Genomic DNA, 7,282 nt, shown 5'->3' with positions numbered 1-7,282 from the left:
CACGATCACTCCGGTCACCGCAGCCTGATCCACCCCTACTTTTGTATTAGTTGGGAGTGCTTACTTCGTTCACTCTTTCTTTGCGGGCGGCGTCCTGCAGCTGAACAGTTCCTGTGTTCCTGTTTTCCTGGCGATGAGCACCGTCAATGCGCGGGCTGACGGAGAAATCGGTTCAAAATGTTGGATTGATCGCGCACCAACGTTCCAGATGCGCATTACGCCCAGCACCCGGTCGTGCTCATCCGTGGCGACCAAGGGTGGACTTCCCTGCCCTGCCATGGGCCTGCGTTTCCAGCACAGACTGACCACCGTCGCGTGCTCCCAGAATTCCACGGCGGTTACGAAGAATTCGTGTCCCTCATCGTCCAGGAACAATCCCGACTGCGGGACGTAAACCGCCCGAAGATCGTACTCCACAGGGCCTGAACGCCTTTCAGCCGGCGGTTGGGCGGTGACTGCAGATTGTTGACGACTGAGATCTGGTTGCGGGACCACGGCATGCTCCATTGAAATTGCGGCCGACCCCCTCCTCGACCGCCCCCGAGCGGCCTCGGGATATCCAATGTAGCTCCGTCCAAGGACCTCGGGAAGAGTACCGACTACCTACCTAGTTCGGTAGCTCGACGGCGCGTCACCTGTCCCGCCAAGGGGAGCTCCGCCGTCGGGCGCTGTTGGAATGAACTTGTCCGCGAGCGCTTCGGAGCCGCGCGCCAGCAGCGCGACATCGGCGCCGACCAGCACGAACTTCGCCCCGGCGTTCATATATGCACGCGCTGTGGCTTCGTTGAAGGCGTTCACGCCGGCGGGCTTGCCCGCGGTCTTCGCCGCCGTGAGGCAGTGCTCGACGGCGGCACGCACCCTCGGGTGTTCCTGCTCGCCGAGCAGGCCCATGGACGCGGCGAGGTCGGAGGGTCCGAGGAAGATGGCGTCGACGCCGTCGACCGCCAGGATCTCCTCGACCGCGGCGACGGAGGCCTCGGTTTCGATCTGGACCGTGACGCTGATGGTTTCGGCGGACCGGGCGAGGTAGTCCGGGATGCGGTTCCAGCGCGAGGCCCGCGCCAGGGCCGAGCCGACCCCCCGGACCCCGTGCGGCGGGTAGCGCACGGCGGCGACGGCGGCCTTTGCTTCCGCGGCGGAGTTGACCATGGGGATGAGCAGGTCCTGCACGCCCAGGTCCAGGTATTGCTTGAGCAGCACGGTGTCGTTGACCGGCGGCCGGACGACGGCCTGGACGGGGTAGCCGCGGACGGCCTGGAGCTGGGCGAGGATCGATTCGAGGCCGTTGGGGCTGTGCTCGGCATCGATCAGGAGCCAGTCCAGCCCCGCCCCGGCGCACAGTTCCGCGATCAGCGGGCTGCCCGAGCACACCCACATCCCGACGAGGGGCCGGCCGGCAGGGCCGGTTTGGTTCCGCAGGGCGTCGCGGAACGTGCGGTCTGGTTCTACTCGAACCGGCATGTGACAACTCCCAAGGGTCCGTAGTCGGCGTGGACGGTATCGCCTTTGTACACCCAGAGCGGGCGGGTGAAGGAGCCGGCGAGGATGATCTCCCCGGCCTTCAGCCCGTCCCCGTGCGGGGCGATCTTGTTGGCGAGCCAGTGCACCCCGTTCGCAGGGTGGTCCAGGACGCCCGCGGCGACGCCGGTTTCCTCGACGATCTGGTTCTTGTACAGGATCGCCGATACCCAGCGGAGGTCGACGGCGTCCGGGCGGACCGGACGCCCGCCCACCACCATGGCACCCATGGCCGCGTTGTCCGAGATGGTGTCCACGATGGTCCGGCCCTCCATCTCGATCCTGGAATCCAGGATCTCAAGGGCCGGAACCACGTAATCGGTGGCGTTCAGGACGTCGAAGATCGTACAACCCGGGCCCTTGAGCCCGTCCTTGAGCACGAACGCCAGTTCCACCTCGACGCGCGGGTGGGTGTACTGGTCCCACGCCACGGAGCAGCCGGTTTCCAGGACCATGTCGTCGAAGATCGCGCCATAGTCCGGTTCAGTGATGCCCGTGGCAGCCTGCATGGCCTTGGACGTCAGCCCGATCTTGCGGCCCACCAGCCTCCGGCCAGCTTCCTCGTTGCGGCGCCGCCACAACTGCTGCACCGCATAGGAATCCTCCACCGTCATCTCCGGGTAGCGGGCAGTCAGCCGCGGCACCGGGGTCCGGGACCGGCCGGCTTCCAACAGTTCATCGGCAATGGTTTCTATCGTCTTCGGGTCAAGCATCTCCACACTCCGTTTCGGCCATCCTGCGGTCAGCATACGTTGAGGGCTGAGGGCCTAGAGCTGCGAGCCGACCTTGAAACCCATCTTTTCCCCCGCGGGGCCGCCATCGGGCTGGCGGGTGTAGGAGAACCCGTCGGCACCGACCGTGACCGCCATTTCGCTCTTTTCCTCGCGGACGACGACCGGCTGGGGGTTGCCGTCCAGGTCCAGGACGAGGGAGGCCTCGGTGTACCAGGACGGGACGACGGGGTTGCCCCACCAGTCGCGGCGCTGGTTGTCGTGCACGTCCCAGGTGACGGTGGGGTTGTCGGGATCGCCCGTGTAGTAGTCCTGGGTGTAGATCTCGATGCGGTGCCCGTCCGGGTCCAGGATGTACAGGTAGAACGCGTTGGACACGCCGTGCCGGCCGGGGCCGCGTTCGATCCGGTCGCTGATGCGCAGGGCGCCCATCTTGTCGCAGATCTGGATGATGTTGTGCTTCTCGTGCGTCGAGAACGCGATGTGGTGCAGGCGGGGTCCGTTGCCGCCGGTCAGGGCGGTGTCGTGCACAGTCTGCTTGCGGTGCATCCACGCGGCGTAGGTGACGCCGTCGGAGTCCTTGATGTCTTCCGAGACCCGGAAGCCGAGGTCCTCGAGGTAGGCCCGGCCCCTGGGGACGTCGGGGGTGACCTGGTTGAAGTGGTCCAGGCGGACGAGCTCGCCGGCGGAGTAGAGGTCGTAGCGCTGGGTGAGGCGTTCCACGTGCTCGGTCTCGTAGAAGAACTCGTACGGGAAGCCCAGGGGGTCCTCGACGCGGACGGAGTCGCCAACGCCCTTGGTGAAGCCGTCCTTGCGGCGTTCCACCCGGCAGCCGAGCTCGCGGTAGTAGGCCTCGGCGGCGTCCACCTCGGCCGGGGACTTCACCCGGTACGCGAACGCGGCCGCGGCAGCGACCGGTCCCTTGCGCAGGACCAGGTTGTGGTGGATGAACTCCTCGAAGGAGCGCAGGTAGATGGTGTCCTCGTCTTCCTCGGTCACGTGCAGGCCGAGCAGGTCCACGTAGAACTCACGGGATTTGGCGAGGTCCGTGACGACGAGTTCGAGGTAGGCGCAGCGGACAATATCCGGCGCCGGGACGGTGGGGGTGGGAACGAAGTTGCTCATGGGATTCTCTCTTCTTTGAAAGGGTGTCACCCAACTGACTCGCAGTAAGTGTCGTTTTGGAGCCTCATAACGACAACAAGTGCGAGTCAGTTGGGCTGGATGGGCGTTGGCGGGTTAGGCGCCGAACTTGGGGGTGTGCACGGTGCCGAGGGTGATGTGGACGGCTTGCTGGTCGGTGTAGAAATCGATCGAGCGGTAGCCGCCTTCGTGGCCCAGGCCCGAGGCCTTCACGCCGCCGAACGGGGTGCGCAGGTCCCGGACGTTGTGGCTGTTGAGCCACACCATGCCGGCCTCGACGTTCTGGGCGAAGTTGTGCGCGCGGGTCAGGTTCTGGGTCCAGATGTAGGCCGCCAGGCCGTATTTGGTGTTGTTCGCGAGGGCGAGGGCTTCGTCGTCGCTCTCGAAGGGGGTGATCGCGACGACGGGTCCGAAGATCTCCTCCTGGAAGATCCGGGCGTCGGGTGCGACGTCGGCGAACACGGTGGGCGCGATGTAGTTGCCTTCCGGGAGGTGAGCCGGGCGCCCGCCGCCGGCCAACAGCCGGCCTTCGGACTTGCCGATCTCCACATACGAGGCGACCTTTTCGTAGTGCTCGGGGTGGACAAGGGCGCCGACCTGGGTCTTGGGGTCGTGCGGGTCCCCGACGACGATGTTCTTCGCGCGGGCCGCATACTTTTCGCAGAACTCGTCGTAGATGGCGCGTTCGACGAGGATGCGCGAGCCGGCGGTGCAGCGTTCCCCGTTGAGGGAGAAGACCCCGAACAGGGCCGAATCGATCGCGACATCCAGATCGGCGTCGGCAAACACGACGCACGGAGACTTGCCGCCGAGTTCCATGGACAGGCCCTTGAGGTTGGCTGCGGCGTTGCGGAAGATCGTCTGGCCCGTAGTGGTCTCCCCGGTGAAGGAGATCAGCGGCACGTCCGGGTGCTTCACGAGGGCGTCGCCGGCTTCCTCGCCGAGGCCGTTGACCAGGTTGAACACGCCGTCGGGCAGTCCGGCGTCCTTGAAGATCTGCGCCCAGAGCGAGGCCGAGAGCGGGGTGAACTCGGCCGGTTTCAGGACCACGGTGTTGCCGGTGGCCAAGGCCGGGGCGAGCTTCCAGGACTCGAGCATGAACGGGGTGTTCCACGGCGTGATCAGGCCCGCGACGCCGATCGGCTTGCGGTTGACGTAATTGATCTGGGAGCCCGGGACCTTCATGGCGTCGTCGAACTGGGCCACGATCAGGTCCGCGAAGAACCGGAAGTTCTCGGCCGCGCGCAACGCCTGGCCCTTGGCCTGGGTGATCGGCAGGCCGGTGTCGAAGGTCTCCAGTTCGGCGAGGCGCTCCTCCTGGGCTTCAACGGCGTCGGCGATCTTGTTCAGCACGCGGGCACGCTCGCGTGGCTTCATCTTCGGCCACGGACCGCTCACGAACGCTTCGCGGGCGGCGGCCACGGCAAGGTCGATGTCTTCCTTCTGCCCGGCCGCGGCGGTGGCGTAGTTGGAGTTGGATACCGGGTCCAGGACGTCGAAGGTCTTCCCGGACACCGAGTCAACGAACCGGCCGTTGATGAAGTGCTGGATGTGGGTGGGAAGGTCCTTCGGGACGTAGTGGGTGGTGGTTTCTGGTGCAGTGAACGTCATTGTTTCTCTTCCTTTTCTGCCTTGAAGGATTGTCAGATGCTTTTTGCTTGTGCGAGGTAGGCATCCAAGGTGGCGCTGCGGTGGCGGCGGGCGGCTTGTTCGATGGTGTCGGCGTCGGCGTTGCTTTCAATGAGCTGGAGCAGTGCCTCGTGCTCCTTGACGGATTCCTGCGCACGGCCGGGGACGAAGCGGAATGTCGAGGCGCGGATCGACGCGAGCCGGTTCCAGCCCCGGTGCACGAGGTCCAGGATGTGCGGATTGGGACAGTGTTCAAAGAGCACGCTGTGGAAATCCTGGTTCAACGCCGTGAAGCGGACCGGATCGAAATGCTCCAGGCAGTCACGCATCTCCTCGTTCACCGCACGGGCCCGCGCGATCGCCACGGAATCGATCAGCGGTGCGGACAACGCCGTCGCGGCCCCCTCGATGATGCTCAGGGTCTGCATCGTGTAGAGGTACTCGGTCGGATCGATCCCGGAGACCGTGGCGCCGACGTTGCGCTCGAACTTCACGAGCCCTTCGGCCTCCAGGCGGCGGATCGCCTCCCGGACCGGGACCACGCTCACGCCCAGGTCCTCGGCGATCTTCGCCAGCACCAGCCGGTAACCCGGCGTGTAGGTGCCCTCCACGATCCGCGCCTTGACGGCCGCATAGGCCTGCTCGGACTTGCTCCCGACGGCGGTTTCAGTCACCTTGGGCTCCTTCCCACTCCTGGTAGCGGGCACGCCACCGGGCGTTCATCGGATACAAACCGTCCACGCTGTTGCCCTGCTTGACCATCTCGAAGATGAAGGCCTCTTCCTTCTCCTGCTCGATGCACTCCTCCACGAGTTCCCCCGCGATGGCCGGCGGGATCACCAGGATCCCGTCCGAGTCGGCCACGATGATGTCCCCGGGCTGGACCGTGGCCCCTCCGCAGGCGATGGTGATGTCCGTGTCCCACGGGATGTGCCTCCGGCCCAGCACGGCCGGGTGCGGGTTAGCGAAATAGGTGGGCATGTCCAGTCCTGCCACCGCGGAATAGTCGCGCACCCCGCCGTCGGTGATGATCGCCGCGGCACCGCGCATCTGGGCACGCATCGCGAGGATGTCCCCCACGGTCCCTGTGCCCTTTTCGCCGCGGGCCTCCATGACCAGGATCTCGCCTTCGTTGACGGAATCGATGGCGCGCTTCTGCGCGTTGAAACCGCCTCCGTGGGTTGTGAAGAGGTCCTCGCGGTTGGGGACATAACGCAGCGTCCGGGCGAGCCCCACGACCCGGCGGTCCGGGCGCGTGGCCTGCAACCCGTCGATACTCACATTGTTCAGCCCGCGCTTGCGCAATTGGCTGGACAGGGTGGCGGTCGCGACGGACTCGAGTTTCTTCTTCAGCTCCGGCGTGAGGACGGGGACGACGGCGGCAGGCACGACGGGGGCGAGGCCCGCGGCTTCGCGGGAACCGTATGCCTCCTCCCGCTGGGTGTCATCGGTCTTGGGCCAGGCACCGAAGTCCGCGAACGCCGTCGTACCCTCCGTGACTGTGGTGGTGAGGCGGCCGCTACTGAAATCACCGGCGGTGACTTCAACCTCGACGACGTCGCCCGGCTTGGCGACCGAGGCGCCGGCCGGGGTACCGGTCAGGATGATATCGCCGGTTTCGAGCGTCAGGAGCTGGGAGAGATCGGCAACGAGGCGCACGAAGGGAAACAAAAGGTCTTCGGTGGTGTCGTCCTGGACAAGTTCACCGTTGTGCCAAGTGCGGATCCGCAACCCGGAGGGGTCGACGTCGGCGGCCGGGATGAGCGCGGGACCTACCGGGGTGAAGCCGTCCCCGCCCTTTGACCGGAGGTTGGAGCCCTTGTCGGCGTAGCGGAGGTCATAGACGCCGAGGTCGTTGCTGGCGGTCACCCACTCTACGTGGCTCCACGCGTCCTCCATGCTTACGCGGCGGGCAGGCTTGCCGATGACCAGCGCGATCTCGCCCTCGTAGCCGAGGAGTTCGCAGCCAGCCGGACGCTCTACCGCAGAGCCACTGAGCGCAAGGGAAGTCGATGGCTTCAGGAAGTACGACGGCTGCTCCGGCGTGCGGCCGCGCTGGGCCGCCCGGCTGGGGTAGTTGATATGCACCGCGATGACCTTGCGGGCCGCGGCCAGGATGTGGTCGGTGACCTGTTCCAAGATTTACTCCTCATCGAGTACGAAATCGTATACGATAACTATGGCCTGGGAGTTTCGGAACGTCAACCCCCTGCATCCCGCCGCAAAGGCCTTGTCCCCCACCCACGCCTGCCGTACAGTTT

General features: G+C 65.8%; 7 protein-coding genes. All 7 read right to left on the bottom strand.

The annotated features are described in order from the left end of the window. Nucleotides 1-69: 69 nt before the first annotated feature. A complete protein-coding gene (locus QRN45_RS07945) occupies nucleotides 70-417 on the bottom strand; it encodes a hypothetical protein (protein ID WP_241709755.1) in 348 nt (115 codons plus the stop codon). Between the two features lie 186 nt (nucleotides 418-603). Then, on the bottom strand, nucleotides 604-1,461 hold the full coding sequence (locus QRN45_RS07940) for an HpcH/HpaI aldolase family protein (RefSeq protein WP_284762886.1): 858 nt from the start codon (nucleotides 1,459-1,461) through the stop codon (nucleotides 604-606). After that, nucleotides 1,446-2,231, bottom strand: a complete 786-nt coding sequence (gene hpaH / locus QRN45_RS07935) for a 2-oxo-hept-4-ene-1,7-dioate hydratase (RefSeq protein ID WP_284762885.1) — start codon at nucleotides 2,229-2,231, stop codon at nucleotides 1,446-1,448. The genes QRN45_RS07940 and hpaH overlap by 16 nt, the downstream gene beginning before the upstream one ends. Before the next feature lie 54 nt (nucleotides 2,232-2,285). Continuing rightward, a complete protein-coding gene (hpaD, locus tag QRN45_RS07930; RefSeq protein ID WP_241709758.1) occupies nucleotides 2,286-3,374 on the bottom strand; it encodes a 3,4-dihydroxyphenylacetate 2,3-dioxygenase in 1,089 nt (362 codons plus the stop codon). A gap of 114 nt (nucleotides 3,375-3,488) precedes the next feature. Then, complete coding sequence (gene hpaE / locus QRN45_RS07925; RefSeq protein ID WP_264637092.1) at nucleotides 3,489-5,003, bottom strand: 5-carboxymethyl-2-hydroxymuconate semialdehyde dehydrogenase; 1,515 nt, start codon at nucleotides 5,001-5,003, stop codon at nucleotides 3,489-3,491. A 32-nt stretch (nucleotides 5,004-5,035) separates the two neighbouring features. Next, nucleotides 5,036-5,695 carry a GntR family transcriptional regulator gene (locus QRN45_RS07920; protein ID WP_078107194.1) on the bottom strand — a complete coding sequence of 220 codons (660 nt, stop codon included), beginning with the start codon at nucleotides 5,693-5,695 and terminating at the stop codon, nucleotides 5,036-5,038. Continuing rightward, entirely contained in the window at nucleotides 5,688-7,160 is a 1,473-nt protein-coding gene (locus QRN45_RS07915; RefSeq protein ID WP_264637093.1) for a fumarylacetoacetate hydrolase family protein, read from the bottom strand. Before QRN45_RS07915 ends, QRN45_RS07920 begins: the two co-directional genes overlap by 8 nt. Between the last annotated feature and the right edge of the window lie 122 nt (nucleotides 7,161-7,282).

Origin of the sequence: Arthrobacter sp. efr-133-R2A-63, assembly GCF_030209795.1 — a bacterium.
Lineage (GTDB): Bacteria > Actinomycetota > Actinomycetes > Actinomycetales > Micrococcaceae > Arthrobacter > Arthrobacter bambusae_A.
This window is presented reverse-complemented; position numbering and strand designations above follow the sequence as displayed.

What these genes read in the sequence shown, in the direction of transcription:
- QRN45_RS07940 (WP_284762886.1), bottom strand. Translation starts at nt 1,461, where the DNA reads ATGCCGGTTCGAGTAGAACCAGACCGCACGTTCCGCGACGCCCTGCGG.
- hpaH (WP_284762885.1), bottom strand. Translation starts at nt 2,231, where the DNA reads ATGCTTGACCCGAAGACGATAGAAACCATTGCCGATGAACTGTTGGAA.
- hpaE (WP_264637092.1), bottom strand. Translation starts at nt 5,003, where the DNA reads ATGACGTTCACTGCACCAGAAACCACCACCCACTACGTCCCGAAGGAC.
- hpaD (WP_241709758.1), bottom strand. Translation starts at nt 3,374, where the DNA reads ATGAGCAACTTCGTTCCCACCCCCACCGTCCCGGCGCCGGATATTGTC.